The organism is Paraburkholderia nodosa DSM 21604 (assembly GCF_000519185.1).
Classification (GTDB): Bacteria; Pseudomonadota; Gammaproteobacteria; order Burkholderiales; family Burkholderiaceae; genus Paraburkholderia; species Paraburkholderia nodosa.
This window is the reverse complement of the sequence record NZ_JAFA01000016.1, coordinates 106,690-121,297: the sequence shown is the minus strand read 5'-3', so window position 1 is coordinate 121,297 and position 14,608 is coordinate 106,690. Positions and strand designations below refer to the sequence as shown.

Genomic DNA, 14,608 nt, shown 5'->3' with positions numbered 1-14,608 from the left:
TCGGCGCGCCACCGCGTATCGTTGGGTCCGCTCTTTGGGGCACGGTCGCGAGGGCTGCCAGCCGTCTCGCGACGGCGCGCGGCGAGTCCGTTGCGCGTGCCAGGGTTCCTCCGGGTTGTCTGCGGGCGAGCCAGCGCGCCAGCGCGCTGCGTGGCCGCTGCGGGCCTATCGCGGGCCCACCACAGGCGCTCCGAGGCCCGCCAGGCGTGGCGCGGCCGGTGGACGGCCGGCGCGGCGTCGCGGTATACTCGGACCGATTTTTTTCGGCCTGCACGGCGACCCCAAAAGTAAAACAGCAGTAATGCGGCGCAGGCCGTGGCCTGCGGTTCGGGCGTTCGAATCCCCTCAAGCCAGGTTGGATGCTATGAAAAAAATTGTCGGCAAGCACGTCATCACGGGCGCAATCACCATGCTGGCGTGCTTCGCGGTCACGGCTCACGCGGACATCGTGGGCAACGCGAAGGCGGGTCAGGACAAGGTGGCGATGTGTATCGGCTGTCATGGTATTCCCGACTACCGCACCGCTTACCCCGAGGTCTACCACGTGCCCATTCTGGGCGGCCAGAACGCGCAGTACATCATGAACGCGTTGCTCGCCTACAAGAAGGGCGACCGGCATTTCGAGACGATGCACGCGATCGCGTCCTCGCTCAGCGAACAGGACATCGCCGACATCGCGGCCTACTATGCGGCGCAAACGGCCACGTCGAAAGACAATCCGAATAAATAACCGGCAGGTGGAGAACCCATGAACAAGCCCTACACGGCTATGCCTTCGTTTGCCGGTGCAACCATCAAGCTCGCGGGCGCCGGGCTCGCACTGGCCGCCGCGCTCGCGCTCAATCCCGCGCACGCGGCCAATGCCTCCAATGGCAAGGTCCTCGCCGACAGTCACAACTGCGCAGCCTGTCACGGTCCGGGCCTGAACAAGCCCGTGAGCCCCGAATATCCGAAGCTCGCCGGCCAGCACGCCGACTACATCTACTGGGCGCTCCGCCAGTACCAGATGGGCACCAGCAATCCGCACCTCGGCCGCAACAATCCGATCATGCAGGCGCAGGTGCAGAGCCTTTCGCAGAGCGATATGAAGGATCTCGCCGCGTATATCGAGTCGCTCAGCGGCGACCTCGTCAACAAGAAGTAGACGTGAGCGCGGCGCGCGCCATGCGTGCCGCATCATGTGAAACACCCCGCGTGGGCCTCGTTTTCGGCGAGGCGTTCGCGGGGTGTTTTTTTGCGGCCTTATTTCTTTCAGATGTGCTTCAGTCGCGAGTCAATCGCGAGATGCGCGGCGCTCGATGCGCATGAGATAGGCGTCGGTGTCGGGCGGCGTGTTGGTGCGTTGCGCTTCCCAGATCGTTTCGCCGAGGCACTCCATGATCGCGTGCTGCGCGTCGTGCGTGGATCCGAGGCGTGCCGCGAGCCGGTCGTGCGCGGCGCGGATGCCGGGCGGCTGGTCGATCGAAAGCTGCTCGCTGATCGCAAGATGCATCGACAGATGCAGGAACGGATTGCTCTGGCCGCGCTCGGGCGAATAGTCCTGGGCGGCGGCCGCAACGGCGTCGGTGAGTTCGGCGTGATATTCGGGGTGCTCGACGATCCAGTCGGCGGCGATCGCCTCGAGCGGCGTGAGGATTTCGCCCGCGCGCTGCTTGCGCCAGGTCTCGGTGAAAAAGTGGCGGACTTCGTCGCGGCTAGGATTGAACATCTTGAGTCGGTCGTATTGGTGAGGCGCTAAATCGCGCAGCGTCGTGCTGCGCTGCCTGAATCCAACATTTTACGCCCGGACGCTCGCGCTCGCTCAGAGCTCCGGCGGCGCCGTCTTCGGCTTGAACTCGCACAGCGGCTCGATCACGCAATGCCAGCATTCGGGCCGGCGCGCCTTGCACACATAGCGCCCGTGGAGGATGAGCCAGTGATGCGCGTCCTGGCGGAACTCGGGTGGCGTGAATTTTTCGAGCGCGGTTTCGACGGTACGCACGTCCTTGCCGGGCGCGAGTCCCGTTCGGTTCGCAACCCGAAAGATATGCGTGTCGACGGCAATGGTCGGCTGGCCGAAGGCCGTGTTGAGCACGACGTTCGCGGTCTTGCGTCCAACGCCGGGCAACGCTTCGAGCGCCTCGCGCGTCGGCGGCACCTCGCTGCCGTATTGCTCGATGAGAATGCGGCACGTCGCAATGACGTTCTTGGCCTTGGTGCGATAAAGGCCGATCGTCTTGATGTAATCGGCCACCCCTTCCTCGCCCAGCGCGAGCACCGCGTCCGGCGTGTTGGCGACCGGAAACATCCGGCGCATGGCCTTGTTCACCGAAACGTCGGTGGCCTGCGCGGAGAGCATCACGGCGATCAGGAGTTCGAACGGCGTGCTGAATTCCAGCTCGGTAGTGGGATGCGGATTGAGGCTTTGCAGCGTTTCGTAGATGGCGCGGCGCTTGGTGGCGTTCATGCTCGTTGTGCGTGGGGCCTTTGCGTTGCGGAGCGCTATCGCGCGGATTTGTCGTCGTCGGGCGGTGAGTCCGATGTGCTCGGCTCGATACCAATACGCTTGCGGCGCGCCTCGGCGGCATCGATCTGCGCCTGCACGTCGGCGCTTACGTGCTCGACGTTGCGCGGTCCCACACCCTGTTCGGCCAATTCCGCCTTCTTGCGGCGCGCGCGTTCGAGCGCGGCCTGGATGATCGCTTTCTTCTTCGCTTCGGCGTCGTCGGCGGGGGCGCTGGCGGGCTGCGTGGCGGCGTCTTGCTGCACTTGGGGCGCCTGGGCCTGCGGCGCACTCGTGGCGGTGCGGCGAGCCGCGGCGCGCGCCTCGGCCGCATTGCGTTCGGCGACCTGGCGCGCGGCGCGCCGGTCATGCCGCACGCGGGCTTCGTCGGCCTGCTGCTGCGTCCACGCGTCCCAGCCGGTCGCTTCGCCCGTAACGGGAATCATTGCGATGCAGTCGACCGGGCAGGGCGCGACGCACAGGTCGCAGCCCGTGCACTGATCCTTGACGATGGTGTGCATCTGCTTGGGCGCGCCCACGATCGCGTCGACGGGACATGCTTGCATGCACAGCGTGCAGCCGATGCACAGTTGTTCGTCGATGAATGCCACCGGACGCGCACGCTCCACGCCGTTGTCCGGATTGATCGGGATGACGGGTTTGCCGAGCAGTGTCGCGAGGCGCTCGACGCCTTCCAGGCCACCGGGCGGGCACTGATTGTAGTTGGCGGCGCCGGCGGCGACGGCTTCGGCATAGGGCCGGCAGCCGTCATAGCCGCACTTCGTGCATTGGGTCTGGGGCAGCAGATCTTCGATGCGATCTGCGAGTGTTTTGGGATCGTTCACGTTCGCTACATCGGGGCGGGGCGGGCGGTGGCGTGACCTCGGGCGCACAGGGCTTCGCACCGGGCCTCAAGGGGCGCACACGCACAGCGCCAAAGCCTGCATTATCGCCGATTTCCCGCATTGCCATCGGCGGGCCATGTGCCATAATCAAAGCGCTTAATGCGAAGCACCGTGCAGTCCAGGGGAAATCAATAGACGTAAGCGGTACATGTCGGGCACGGCAGGCAACGTGCTTCGCACGAGGCAGACAGGGGGAAGAACGATGTCGGCTCGCAACGACATCAAACAAACAAGAAGGAACGCAAGACCGTAGGTCGGAGGGTGTCTGTCCATTAACCTGGCGCGCCCCGCACAACGTTGTCGATACCAGGGCGAGGAGAGGCCCGGCGCAGTCTTGCCCGACAACGTAAACCGGACAACGCGGCTTAACGAGATCCTGCCACCATGAATCAGCCAAAAATCAAAAGAGATCCTGAAGGCACCCGCCGCCGCATTCTGCTCGCCGCGGCGGAAGAATTCGCCAATGGCGGCCTGTTCGGCGCACGCGTCGACCAGATCGCGCGACGCGCGGAAACCAATGAGCGCATGCTCTATTACTACTTCGGCAGCAAGGAGCAACTATTCACGGCGGTCCTCGAGCACGCATTCGGCGCGCTCAATGAAGCCGAGCGCGCGCTCGATCTCTCGGGGCTCGCGCCCGTCGAGGCGATCACGCGGCTCGCGCATTTCGTGTGGGACTACTATCGCGACAATCCCGAACTGCTGCGGCTCGTGAACAACGAGAACCTGCACGAGGCGCGATATATGCAGAAGTCCACACGAATTCGCGAGATGATCTCGCCGATCGTGGCGACGCTCGGTTCGATTCTCACGCGCGGTGAATCCGCGGGACTGTTTCGCCCCAGCATCGATCCGTTGCGCCTCTATGTGACGCTTTCGGGCATGGGCTACTACATCATATCGAACCGCTACACGCTCAACGCCACGCTCGGTCGCGACTTCAGCACGACTGCCGAACGTGCGGAAATCATTCAGCTCAACACGGAGATGTTGCTCGCGTATCTCATGCGCAAGTAGCGCACGAGTCGCACGCGGAGAACGCGCAAGATCGTTTCACGCTCCACAAACGCCGCGCGCCGTCCTGGGACGGCGCGCGGATTTTGCTGCTGGCATGGACTGCATGCGCTCGAGTGAAGCGCAAGCCTTCGTCAGGCGACAGCGTCCTGAGCGGAGCGGCCGCGGGCAGGCGTTTCCTTGCTCGCGTGGCCGGCGGCCTGCTGGTGCTGGCGGATGAAGTCGCGCAGTTGCGGGTAGATGATCGTGCGCCAGCGGCGGCCCGAGAAGATGCCGTAGTGGCCGCATTTCTCGGCAGTCAGATGATGCTTGTTCGCCTCGGCAATGCCCGTGCACAGATCGTGCGCGGCGCGCGTCTGACCCGCGCCCGAAATGTCGTCGAGTTCGCCTTCGATCGTGAAGAGCGCCGTGTCGCGAATGTCCTGCGGACGCACACGCTCGCCGGCCACGTCCCACGTGCCTTCAGCGAGGCTGAAATCCTGAAACACGGTGCGGATGGTTTCGAGGTAATACTCGGCGGCCATGTCGAGCACCGCATTGTATTCGTCGTAGAACTGGCGATGTGCTTCGGCGTCCTCTTCGTCGCCGCGCAGCAGGCTCTTGTAGAAGTCCCAGTGCGCGGTAGTGTGACGGCCCGGATTCATCGCGACGAAACCCGCGTGCTGCAGGAAGCCAGGATATACCTCGCGCCCTTCGCCCGGATAGTTCGCCGGCACGGGGTGGATCACGTTGTTCGCAAACCAGTCGAGCGAATGTTCGGTGGCGAGCGAGTTGACGGCGGTGGGGCTGCGGCGCGCGTCGATCGGGCCGCCCATCATCGTCATCGTGAGCGGAGTGTCCTCGCCGCGGCTCGCCATCAGCGAGATGGCCGCGAGCACGGGCACCGTAGGCTGGCAAACCGACAGCACGTGCAGATTCTTCGCGCCGATATGGCGGATGAATTCCTGGATATACGCAACGTAGTCGTCGAGATGGAACGGACCGGCTTCGAGCGGCACCATGCGCGCGTCGACCCAGTCGGTGATGTACACCTTGTGGTCCTGCAGCAGCGTGCGCACGGTATCGCGCAGGAGCGTGGCGTGGTGGCCCGAGAGCGGCGCGCACACGAGCACGGCAGGCTCGTCCTTGAGCGCGGCCACGGCGCCGGTGTCGTCGGCGTAGCGCTTGAAGCGCAGCAGGCGGCAAAACGGCTTCTCGATGATGGTCTGCTCGACGATCGGAATATTGAAGCCGTCCTTCACGATCTGGCGAAGGTTGAACTCGGGCTTCTCGTAGTCCTTGCCAAGGCGATAGAGCAGTTCGTAGCCTGCGGCGAAGCGCGTGGCGCCTGGCACGAGTGAAAACGGGCTCGTCGGATTCGAGAACGATTTCGAGGCGGCCTGGGCCCAGGCGGTCAGCGGGCTGAGCAACGCGCGCTGGAATTCACGGATTTGATAGAGCATGGGCGCTCCGGCTTCTTCAAGGAGCGGTTCGCACCCAGGTCGCGCGCGGATGAGGCGCGGAGCAGATGCGGGCCGGCAAGGTTGGTCGGTCAGTCAGGTTGTTTATCGGCCGCCGCCCGGAGGGCTTTAGCGCGGGCACACCCGCATGCGTTCGCAGCTCGTGACTGCAAGCGCGCTGCAAGGCGGCACACGCGTTTCGCCCCGTTGCCAGGCGGCGCGGACGGCATTGTGCCGTCCGGCTGTTGTGCAACGCAGCATCCCTAGTGTACCCCAGCCCGCGAAAACGTCCAGGCGCTTTCGAACATTCACGATGCGGATACAACAGCCGGCTCGGCCGACGCGCCGTCGACCGCGGGATGTCCCGTTTCCTTCGCCATTTCCTGTTCGTGCCGCATGAGGTTCAGGCCCGTATGCACGAGCGCCACATGCGAGAACGCCTGCGGGAAATTGCCGACCAGGCGCCCCGCAATGGGGTCATATTCCTCGGCGAGCAATCCCACGTCGTTGGCGAGCGAAAGCAGGCGCTCGTACATGCGGCGTGCGTCGTCCATGCGGCCTTGCAGGGCCAGGTTGTCGACCATCCAGAAGCTGCACGCAAGGAAGGTGCCTTCGCCCGGCGGCAGTCCATCGTTGAATTCGGTGGTGCGGTAGCGCATCACAAAACCTTCACACATGAGATCGCGCTCGATCGCCGCGACGGTACCGGCGATACGCGGATCTGCCGCGGGCAGGAAGCCGACCAGCGGCATCAGCAGCAGGCTCGCGTCGAGATCGGTGCCGCCGTAGATCTGCGTGAAGGAATTCAGATCCTTGTTGAAGCTGCGCTCGCAAATGGTCGCGTGGATCGTCGAGCGCAGTTCGCGCCAGTGATCGAGCGGCCCGGGCAGCTCGAATTTCTCCGCCGACTTGATCGCGCGGTCGAAGGCGACCCACGCCATCACCTTCGAGAACGTGAAATGCTGGCGGCCGCCGCGCGTTTCCCAGATGCCCTCGTCGGGCTTGGTCCAGATCGTTTCCAGGTGTTCGAGCATCGCGCACTGGATCGACCATGCGGTGTCGTCGGCCTGCAAGCCGCCCACGCGCGCGAGGTGCAGCGCGTTCATCACTTCGCCGTACACGTCGAGCTGCAGCTGGCCGACCGCATTGTTGCCCACGCGCACCGGTTTCGCGCCTTCGTAGCCGGGCAGCCAGTCGAGTTCGAATTCGGGCAGCCGGCGCTCGCCGGCGAGCCCGTACATGATCTGCAACTGCGAGGGCGAGCCTGCCATCACACGGCCCAGCCAGGCGCGCCAGGCTCGCGCCTCGTCGTAGTAGCCGCCGCGCATCATCGCGAGGAGCGTGATGGTCGCGTCGCGCAGCCAGCAGTAGCGGTAGTCCCAGTTGCGCGTGCCGCCCAGCTGTTCGGGCAGCGACGTGGTGGGCGCCGCGACGATGCCGCCGGTGGGCTCGTAGGCCAGCGCCTTGAGCGTGATGAGCGAGCGGCGGATGGGTTCGGCCCAGCGGCCTTCCACGGTGCTGCGCGAGGCCCATTCGGTCCAGAAGTTCTCCGTGCGCGCAAGCGCCGTGAACGGGTCGCGCGGCGGCGGCAGACGCAAGTGCGAGGCCGCATACGAAAGCGAGAACGGCACGCGTTCGCCTTCCTTCACGTCAAACTGTGCCACCGTGTGCATGTTTTCGCCCTGGAGGTCCACGGGCGTGCGCAGCACGACCGTGTCCGGGCCCACCGTGGCCTTGATGCCGCTCTCGTAGGTGAGGCGGCTCACCCACGGCACCGAAAAGCCGTAGTCGAAGCGCAGCACGAGCTGGCTTTCCATGCGCACGGTGCCGCGCCGGCCCACGACGATGCGCACGAGTTCGGACCAGCCGTTGCCGGGCGGCATGAAGTCGATCAGCGTCACGGCGCCATCGGGCGTTTCGAAGTCGGTTTCGAGGATCAGCGTGTCGCCGCGATAACGGCGCGTGGTCTTGATCTCGACTTTCGCGCCATCTTCGGGCTGCGCGGGCGCGATGAGCCAGCGGCCGTTTTCCTCGGTGCCGAGGAGGGCGGCGAAGCAGGCGCCGGAGTCGAAGCGCGGCCAGCAGAGCCAGTCGATGGATCCGGTGCGGGAAACGAGCGCGGCCGTATGGCCGTCGCCGATCAATGCGTAGTCTTCAATGGGTGCGGGCATAGTAAGCAGATTGACAGCGTTGCTCGAAAACGAAAGCCGCTTGCCGCAGCGGCGCGGCATGCACGCACAAGAGTAGTGGCAGCGGGGCCGCCAGCGCAATGCGTTTTGCGCGCCAGCACGCGCAAATACTCATCTCGCCTGTGTCAACAAACGCCGTCGAGCGTGACCTGAACGGGTCACAGATGGCCGCCCACGCCGAAAAGCCCGATGACCCCGATGATGATCAGGTACAGCGCGACGATGTAATTGAGCAGACGCGGCACGGCGAGAATCAGAATGCCTGCGATGAGCGCGACGAGCGGCCCGATGGCGACGTGAATGTTCATGACGGCTCCCTGGTTGCGGCGGGTTTCGAACCTTTGCGTAGATGCCTTTGTTGCTCGTTGTTGCTTCGACTTTGGCCTGGACTCGTCGCTGCGCGCTTGCGGGGCGGGCGCTCGCGACCTCTCTTATACTGGGCCGGTGTCCCATGTATCAGACGAAAGCGAGACGAATACGGTCGGCATTGCGACGAGGGCCGACCCGCTCCCCTGCATCGACAAGAAAAAGGAGGTCGACATGTTCCTTCGCCGTGCCGCCGCAAACGCCGTGCCTGTGCCCTCCCGCTCATCTGCCGATTCAGGTAGCCTGTCCCGATCGCGCCGCACTGAGCGCCGCCCCGCGCATCTCCTCACCCAGTTCGTCAAAGGTGTTGTCATCATGGCTTCCGTCGCCGCGACGCATGCGTTCGCGCAATCCGCATCCACGACCGCATCCGCGGGCGGTGTCTACAACCTGATCGTCGGCACCTATACGGGCGGCAAGAGCGAGGGCCTCTACGTCTACCACTTCGATACGCAGACGGGCGATATGGAGCCGGTCAGCGTGGCGAAGACGGTGAACCCTTCGTTTCTCGTGGTGAGCAAGGACAACCGCTTCGTCTACGCGGTGAACGAGCTGCCGGGCGACAACGGTCCCGCCAGTCTGCGCGGCGACGTGAGCGCGTTCGGCTTCGATGCCGCAAGCGGTCAGCTCACGTTTCTCAACAAGGTGTCGGCGCAGGGCAACGATCCGTGCTATCTGAGCCTCTCGCCGGACGGCCGCTATCTCTTCGTGGCGAACTACTCGGTCGCCGCCGACCCGGGCGGTAGCTTCGCAGTCCTGCCCGTGCAGCAAGACGGCAAGCTGGGCGAGTCCGTGCTCACCGTGCACCACGAGGGCGGCGGCCCCGTGAAGGGGCGTCAGGACAACGCGCACGTGCATTCGACGGTGTTTTCGCCGGATGGGCACTATCTCTTCACCCAGGATCTCGGCACCGACAAGCTCTGGACGTATCTCTATTCGCCGGACGGCAGCCGCGGCCTGGTGAGCCCCACTGAGTGGCGTTATACCGATGTGAAGTCAGGCAGTGGTCCGCGCCACCTGATCTTCGGCAATGACGGCCGTCACGCGTATCTCACGAGCGAACTGGCCGCCACCGTGACGGTGTTTGCGTATCACGACGGCCACATGAAGCTGGAACAAGTGGAGAAGCTCGCGGAGCCGGGCTTCAAGGGAACGCAGGGCGCGGCGGCGCTCCATCTGTCGCCGGACGGCAAGTTCCTCTACGTTTCCAATCGCGGCGACGCCAACGATATTTCGATCTTTGCCGTCGATGGCGAGAGCGGCAAGCTCAAGCGCGTGGGGCGCCAGTCGAGCCTCGGCAAGTCGCCGCGCGAGTTCGCGATCGATCCGACCGGGCAGTGGCTCATCGTCGGCAACCAGAACAGCGATACCGCCTACGTGTTCCGCCGCGATCAGCAGACGGGTTTGCTCGAGCCGAACCCGAAGCGCATCGACATCGGCTCGCCGGTCGATTTCAAGTTCGTCGCGCAATAGTCGAGCCATAGCGTCTCGAGATGACGCAAGAAGGCGCGAGGCGCGCCTTCTTCCTTACTCGCCCTGGCCGCCGCCGGGCGCGAGCACTTCGCGGCTGCCGTTGATGCCCATCGGCGAAACGAGTCCCGCCGTTTCCATCTGTTCGACCAGACGCGCGGCGCGGTTGTAGCCGATGCGCAGTTGCCGCTGCACCGATGAGATCGACGCGCGCCGCGTGCGCACGACGAACGAGACCGCCTCGTCGTAGAGCGGGTCGGCTTCGGCGTCGGGCGAGTCGCCGAACAGGTCCTGCGGCGCGCCTTCGGCAGCCGGGCCGTCGAGTATGCCTTCGACGTATTCGGGCTCGCCGAACTGCTTCAGATACTCCACGACCGCGTGCACTTCCTCGTCGGCGACGAACGCGCCGTGCACGCGCTGCGGATAGCCCGTGCCCGGCGGCAGGAACAGCATGTCGCCCTGGCCGAGCAGCGACTCGGCGCCCATCTGGTCGAGAATCGTGCGCGAGTCGATCTTCGACGACACCTGGAAAGCCACCCGCGTCGGAATATTCGCCTTGATGAGACCCGTGATGACGTCCACCGAAGGACGCTGGGTCGCGAGAATCAGGTGGATGCCGGCGGCGCGCGCCTTCTGGGCGAGACGCGCGATCAATTCTTCGATCTTCTTGCCCGCGACCATCATGAGGTCGGCGAGTTCGTCGATCACGACCACGATCATCGGCAGCGGCGAGAGCGGCTCGGGGGCTTCCGGCGTGAGCGAGAACGGGTTGCCGATCTTCTTTTCCTGGGCTTCGGCATCGCGGATCTTCTGGTTGAAGCCCGCGAGATTGCGCACGCCCACCGCCGACATCAGCCGGTAGCGCTTCTCCATTTCGCCCACGCACCAGTTGAGCGCGTTGGCGGCGAGCTTCATGTCGGTCACGACCGGCGCGAGCAGATGCGGAATGCCTTCGTACACGGAAAGCTCGAGCATCTTCGGATCGATCATGATGAGCCGCACGTCCTCGGGCGTCGCCTTGTAGAGCAGCGACAGGATCATCGCGTTGATCGCGACCGACTTGCCCGAACCGGTCGTGCCCGCCACGAGCATGTGCGGCGCCTTGGCGAGATCGGTGACGATCGGATGGCCGACGATGTCCTTGCCCATCGCGATCGTGAGCTTCGACTGAGAGCGATGGTACGGCGCCGATTCGAGGATCTCTGAGAGGCGGATCATCTGGCGGCGGGCGTTCGGCAGTTCGAGGCCCATGCAGGTCTTGCCGGGGATCGTTTCGACCACGCGGATCGACGTGAGGCCGAGGCCGCGCGAGAGATCCTTCATGAGGCCGACGATCTGGCTGCCGCGCACGCCGAGCGCGGGATCCACTTCGAAGCGCGTGATGACCGGGCCCGCCGAGGCGCCGACCACCGTCACGGGGACCTTGAACTCCTGGAGACGCTGCTCGATGAGCTGGCTCGTTTCGGCGAGCTTCTGCTCGGAGACAGGCTCGATCTCGGACGATGCGCGCTCGAGCAGATCGAGCCCGGGCAGTTCGACTGCCGATGCGCTTAGCGGCTCGAACACGAAGGACGTGGGCGCGTGGCCGCGCACGGGAGCGCGCTGGACTGCGGGCTCGGGGGCTTCGACCGCTTCGGGGGCTTCGATGGCTTCTGATACGGACTCGAAGTCGGGGCTCGCGGCGCTCGGCTCGGTCGCGATGGCGGGGTAGGGCGCCGCAATCGGGGCGGCGATCGACGTCGCGGGCTGCGCGGGATTCGGCGTGAGCGTGGCCTCGGCAACTGCAGGACGGCTTTCCGGCTGCGATTCGGCAATCCACGGCGGCGTTGCTGCGGGTGCGGGCGCTTGCGCTGCGGGCAGGGGCGTCGCCTCGAAAGCCGTTGCCTGGGTTGCCGGCGCGCCGGGTGCCGGCAAGGCCTCGGCGGCTTCGTTCGCAACGCCTTGCGCTTCATCCATCGACGCGGGGTGCTCGTCGACGCCGGCGGATTCGCTCCGCGCGACGGGCGCGAAAGACTCGCTCGCCTTCTGCTCGGCCACAGGCGAAGGCGCTGCGTCGAAAGGCGTCGCGGGAGCCGCATGCGCAACCGTCGGCGCGACGTGTGCGGGCGTCGCGCGCGCAGAGGTTTCGAACGTGCTGCCGTACGTGCCGTACGCCGATTCGTCGCGGGCCGCCGTCGACGCCGGATCGACCACTACGTCGGCGCGGGTGCTTGCTTCGAGCGGTTGCCCGCTAACGGGCGCTACGTGCTGAGCAGGCGTCGCGGCGGCGTCGGGTTGCGCCTCGCGGGCAACGCGGGGGAAGTGCACGATGTTCGACGCGGCCGATGTGTCGAGCTGGTCGTGTGCTTCGTGCGCATCATGCGATTCGGCCGGAGCAGGTTGCTCGGTCTGTGGGCTTGCTGCGACCGGCGTTTGCGTCGCTACGGGCGCTGGCGCTGGCGCGGTTGCCACAACGGGAGAAACCGCTACGGCTGGCGCAGGTGCCTGCTCCTGCACCGTCGATGGGCTGAACGTGAAGAACGGTTCGGCGGCGTGCGTCTCGGCGGGGGCGGCGGCCGATGGTTCGTCGTCGAGCAGGATCCACGGCATGCCGTGATCCAGCGTTGGCCACGGCGAAGGCGTTGCGGCTTCCTCCGCCGCCGCTTGCACAGGTTCGACGCGCGTTGCCTCGTTCGAGGCGTTTTGCGTGGCTTCGACCGCGTGGGCCGGCATCGATTGCCAGGCAGTCGGCGCAGCCGTATAGCCGGCGCTGACCAGATTCGGCTCGGACGATACCGGGCTCTGAGCCGCAGCAGGGTAGGGGGCAGAGTGCGTAGCTGGCGTCACGCCTGACGTCGTGTCGTGCGGCTGCGGTACGGCGTGCGCTTCCTCGAACGATTGCACACCCGGGTTTGACGCAACGTAGCCACCGTCCAGCTGCGTGACCGGAGCGGACGTCGTTTCCAGCGACCCGCCCGAAAGCGTCACCGGCAGCGCCGCCGTCGCGAGGTCCGGCGATGCGCTCGGGAATTGTCCGTGCGTTTGTTCCTCGCCCGTGAGCGCGCCCGCTTCGTCCAGGGTGCGGCGTGCGAGGCTCGCGCCGGCGAGCGTCGTCCAGCGTGCGGCGTTCTCTTCGATCGAGCGCAACGTTTCGAGCACGCTCATCGAGAGCGGCGCCTCCGCCTGCGGCGCGCTGGTGGGCGCGGGGCGCGAGTAGGCGGGCGTCGCGGGCGGCGTTTCTGCCAGATGCGAGCCGAACGGCGCCGCGCGCGGCGCACCCATGGGCGGGCGAGGGTTCACGCGCGCGGGCTGCCCCTGCCAGACGTACGGTTTCGGCGGCTTCGCGACGCGCGGCGGCGTGGCGGCCGCAGCGCGTGCTGCCGTGCTGCCCGCCGCGGGCGGCGGTGCCGTGCGGCGCGGCATGACGGGTTGTGCGAACGGCGAAGTCAACGGATCGAGCGGTGCCGGCATCGTGCCGAACGCGGCACTGCGCGCGGCGGCCGCGGCTGCGGCGGCGCCGGCCGCGAGCGGCGCGCCGTGCACCGCCGCCGAAGCCGAAGCCGAAGCCGTGCGCGCACTCGCGCCCGTCATCGCGGCGGCCATGGCCGGCCGCGTGAGAGTCGTCTCTGCCCGCCACGGCGCATTGGGCTGCGCAGGGACGCCCTGCGCCCCATGCATACCTGCCACGTCCTGCACCGCGCTCGCACCGCGCGCCGGCGGGCGGCGCGCGTCGCCGAGCGGCGCGCCTGGCTGCAACGGCGCGCGCGGCGCCTCCATCGCTGCCCGCGACGCACCCGCAGGCGGCGTTTGCACCGGCGCACGCGTGCCGCGCAGCCAGTCGGCGGCCGCGGTCGGCTCGGTGCGCGCCCATGCCGCGGAGGGATCGGCGGGACCACGGAAGCCGGGTTCGGCACGCCACGACGCAGGATCCGCAAACGCGTCCTGTGCGGTGGCAGCGGCCGACGCTGCGCCGAATCCTGTGGCCATCGCGCCGGCTGTGCGCGGGTTATCGCGACCCTCGCGCGCGTCACGCGCCGGCGGGCGCCAGATCGTCGGCCGTTTGCGTTGCGCGCTGTCGCCAGGCATCGGCGGATTGAAGGTGGCGGCGCTATGCGCGGGAAGTCCCTCTTCGGCCGCGGCGCGGCGGCTGCGCCGTTCGCGGCGCGGGCTGTCTTCGGTCTCACGCGCGGCGCGGATGTTCAGTCCGAGCCCGAGCGAGATGTCGGCCCAGGCGAGGAATTCGCGCCAATGGAAGTCGAGCAGCCACGGCAAGCTCACGAGGAAGAGCGCCGTCATCGCGAGCGGTGCCGCCACGTGGCCGATGAGCTTGCCGAGCCCGCCCGAAAGCGCGTGGCCGAGCGCGTCGAAACCGGCGATGTCGATTAGCGTCGCCTCGAGCGCGCAGCTCGCCACGAGCACGCCGACGAAGCCGAGCCAGAGCCGGATCGTGCCCGGGCCGCGCAGGCCCGCGCCGCCCGGCAGCACGGACTTGACGAGACGCCAGATCAGAGGGATGAACCAGACGGCCGAAACGCCGAACCAGCCAGGAACTACCGTGTGCATGCCGAAGATGTACGTAGAGAAGGTGTGCGACGTGTGGAGTGTAACCGCTCGGCCCCTGCGCGCCGCCATCCACTTGAGGGCGGTGTTGCGCGCGGCACGGCAGGCGTTGCGCGCCCGACACGCCAAAGACCTTGCGCGCGCCGCTTTGGTTCGCGCGCAACAAAAAAAGCGCCGCGCCGGGTAAGGGCGCGGCGGCTCATG

General features: G+C 66.5%; 12 protein-coding genes. 5 read left to right on the top strand and 7 right to left on the bottom strand.

The window, feature by feature from the left end; translation table 11 throughout:
- The first annotated feature begins 364 nt into the window (after nt 1-364).
- Together A3CW_RS0123455 and A3CW_RS0123450 are read left to right on the top strand one after the other, a co-directional pair.
- Complete coding sequence (locus A3CW_RS0123455; protein WP_028205745.1) at nt 365-730, top strand: c-type cytochrome; 366 nt, start codon at nt 365-367, stop codon at nt 728-730.
- Between the two features lie 18 nt (nt 731-748).
- Nucleotides 749-1,144 carry a c-type cytochrome gene (locus A3CW_RS0123450; protein ID WP_028205744.1) on the top strand — a complete coding sequence of 132 codons (396 nt, stop codon included), beginning with the start codon at nt 749-751 and terminating at the stop codon, nt 1,142-1,144.
- Between the two features lie 129 nt (nt 1,145-1,273).
- Here A3CW_RS0123450 and A3CW_RS0123445 read toward each other — a convergent pair whose 3' ends face one another.
- The 3 genes from A3CW_RS0123445 to rsxB form a co-directional block, all read right to left on the bottom strand.
- Nucleotides 1,274-1,708, bottom strand: coding sequence for a DUF1841 family protein (locus A3CW_RS0123445; protein WP_028205743.1), 435 nt, complete (start codon nt 1,706-1,708; stop codon nt 1,274-1,276).
- A gap of 93 nt (nt 1,709-1,801) precedes the next feature.
- A complete protein-coding gene (nth, locus tag A3CW_RS0123440; RefSeq protein ID WP_028205742.1) occupies nt 1,802-2,446 on the bottom strand; it encodes an endonuclease III in 645 nt (214 codons plus the stop codon).
- A gap of 35 nt (nt 2,447-2,481) precedes the next feature.
- Complete coding sequence (gene rsxB, locus A3CW_RS0123435; RefSeq protein WP_028205741.1) at nt 2,482-3,327, bottom strand: electron transport complex subunit RsxB; 846 nt, start codon at nt 3,325-3,327, stop codon at nt 2,482-2,484.
- A gap of 444 nt (nt 3,328-3,771) precedes the next feature.
- Between rsxB and A3CW_RS0123430 the strand changes: the two genes are divergently transcribed.
- Entirely contained in the window at nt 3,772-4,404 is a 633-nt protein-coding gene (locus tag A3CW_RS0123430) for a TetR family transcriptional regulator (RefSeq protein WP_028205740.1), read from the top strand.
- 131 nt (nt 4,405-4,535) lie between these two features.
- On the opposite strand, the gene A3CW_RS47315 is transcribed toward A3CW_RS0123430, so the two are convergent.
- From A3CW_RS47315 to A3CW_RS51150, 3 genes are all read right to left on the bottom strand, one after another.
- Nucleotides 4,536-5,843: a polyhydroxyalkanoate depolymerase gene (locus A3CW_RS47315; RefSeq protein ID WP_051481659.1), complete on the bottom strand. Its 1,308-nt coding sequence runs from the start codon at nt 5,841-5,843 to the stop codon at nt 4,536-4,538.
- Between the two features lie 305 nt (nt 5,844-6,148).
- On the bottom strand, nt 6,149-8,011 hold the full coding sequence (locus A3CW_RS0123420; protein ID WP_028205739.1) for a glycoside hydrolase family 15 protein: 1,863 nt from the start codon (nt 8,009-8,011) through the stop codon (nt 6,149-6,151).
- A 176-nt stretch (nt 8,012-8,187) separates the two neighbouring features.
- The gene (locus tag A3CW_RS51150; protein WP_081771773.1) at nt 8,188-8,337 is read right to left on the bottom strand and encodes a DUF3096 domain-containing protein; all 150 of its coding nucleotides are present in this window, start codon (nt 8,335-8,337) and stop codon (nt 8,188-8,190) included.
- A 232-nt stretch (nt 8,338-8,569) separates the two neighbouring features.
- Between A3CW_RS51150 and A3CW_RS0123405 the strand changes: the two genes are divergently transcribed.
- Nucleotides 8,570-9,868, top strand: a complete 1,299-nt coding sequence (locus A3CW_RS0123405) for a lactonase family protein (RefSeq protein WP_028205738.1) — start codon at nt 8,570-8,572, stop codon at nt 9,866-9,868.
- Nucleotides 9,869-9,922: 54 nt separating this feature from the next.
- On the opposite strand, the gene A3CW_RS0123400 is transcribed toward A3CW_RS0123405, so the two are convergent.
- Complete coding sequence (locus tag A3CW_RS0123400) at nt 9,923-14,407, bottom strand: DNA translocase FtsK (protein WP_028205737.1); 4,485 nt, start codon at nt 14,405-14,407, stop codon at nt 9,923-9,925.
- Here A3CW_RS0123400 and A3CW_RS0123395 point away from each other — a divergent pair.
- Nucleotides 14,406-14,591, top strand: a complete 186-nt coding sequence (locus A3CW_RS0123395; protein WP_028205736.1) for a hypothetical protein — start codon at nt 14,406-14,408, stop codon at nt 14,589-14,591. The genes A3CW_RS0123400 and A3CW_RS0123395 overlap by 2 nt on opposite strands.
- The last annotated feature ends 17 nt before the right edge of the window (nt 14,592-14,608 follow it).

Bases quoted from the DNA above. Each gene is read 5' to 3' on its own strand.
- A3CW_RS0123455 (WP_028205745.1), top strand. From the start codon at position 365: ATGAAAAAAATTGTCGGCAAGCACGTCATCACGGGCGCAATCACCATG.
- A3CW_RS0123450 (WP_028205744.1), top strand. From the start codon at position 749: ATGAACAAGCCCTACACGGCTATGCCTTCGTTTGCCGGTGCAACCATC.
- A3CW_RS0123445 (WP_028205743.1), bottom strand. From the start codon at position 1,708: ATGTTCAATCCTAGCCGCGACGAAGTCCGCCACTTTTTCACCGAGACC.
- nth (WP_028205742.1), bottom strand. From the start codon at position 2,446: ATGAACGCCACCAAGCGCCGCGCCATCTACGAAACGCTGCAAAGCCTC.
- A3CW_RS0123430 (WP_028205740.1), top strand. From the start codon at position 3,772: ATGAATCAGCCAAAAATCAAAAGAGATCCTGAAGGCACCCGCCGCCGC.
- A3CW_RS47315 (WP_051481659.1), bottom strand. From the start codon at position 5,843: ATGCTCTATCAAATCCGTGAATTCCAGCGCGCGTTGCTCAGCCCGCTG.
- A3CW_RS0123420 (WP_028205739.1), bottom strand. From the start codon at position 8,011: ATGCCCGCACCCATTGAAGACTACGCATTGATCGGCGACGGCCATACG.
- A3CW_RS51150 (WP_081771773.1), bottom strand. From the start codon at position 8,337: ATGAACATTCACGTCGCCATCGGGCCGCTCGTCGCGCTCATCGCAGGC.
- A3CW_RS0123405 (WP_028205738.1), top strand. From the start codon at position 8,570: ATGTTCCTTCGCCGTGCCGCCGCAAACGCCGTGCCTGTGCCCTCCCGC.
- A3CW_RS0123395 (WP_028205736.1), top strand. From the start codon at position 14,406: ATGCCGAAGATGTACGTAGAGAAGGTGTGCGACGTGTGGAGTGTAACC.
- A3CW_RS0123400 (WP_028205737.1), bottom strand. From the start codon at position 14,407: ATGCACACGGTAGTTCCTGGCTGGTTCGGCGTTTCGGCCGTCTGGTTC.